Source organism: Hungatella sp. SL.1.14 (genome assembly GCF_024460495.1).
Taxonomy (GTDB): domain Bacteria; phylum Bacillota; class Clostridia; order Lachnospirales; family Lachnospiraceae; genus Hungatella; species Hungatella hathewayi.
The window spans coordinates 1-524 of record NZ_JANFYJ010000106.1 but is presented as its reverse complement, the minus strand read 5'-3'; the positions used below and the strand labels follow the sequence as shown (position 1 = coordinate 524).

Genomic DNA, 524 nt, shown 5'->3' with positions numbered 1-524 from the left:
AAATATATGTACCACTCGGTTCCGGCTTGTCTCCATTATGTTTCCAGAAATAAATATACCATAGAATTCTGGGATTTATTATATCTAATAGCAGTACAATGCTTACAATTATATAAATAGCCATATGAATCAATCCCCTCTGCCAAGAATACCTGATCCACCAAATGTCTACTGAAAAAACATCCTGTTTGCCAAATCTATAACAACATCACAACCATTTCGCCCAATCGCCATAGTCAAAAATTCTACGTCCACCTTCTCATTCACTACAATGGTTTTCCCTTTCGTCCTCATGTGACAGCCTTTATGTTTTATGAATTATGGGTGTTCCGTGTAATACGCCAATATTTTAAATTAAGTAATCCTATCATTGAAGAAGCTGCTATATGACCGATTAAGACATTGATACCATGCTGCAACGGAAGTATTACTGGCAGAACGAATATTGAGCCAATCAGGAGTAGCCCTAATACAATCTGTAAAGGCTTCATCCGCGCTTTCTTGAAATAGCTGATAGATGTTAT

The 524-nt window shown here is 36.8% G+C and carries 1 pseudogene; it reads right to left on the bottom strand.

The annotated features are described in order from the left end of the window. Positions 1–311 precede the first annotated feature (311 nt). Positions 312–524 (bottom strand): annotated as a pseudogene (locus NE473_RS30170) (hypothetical protein); the annotation flags it as partial.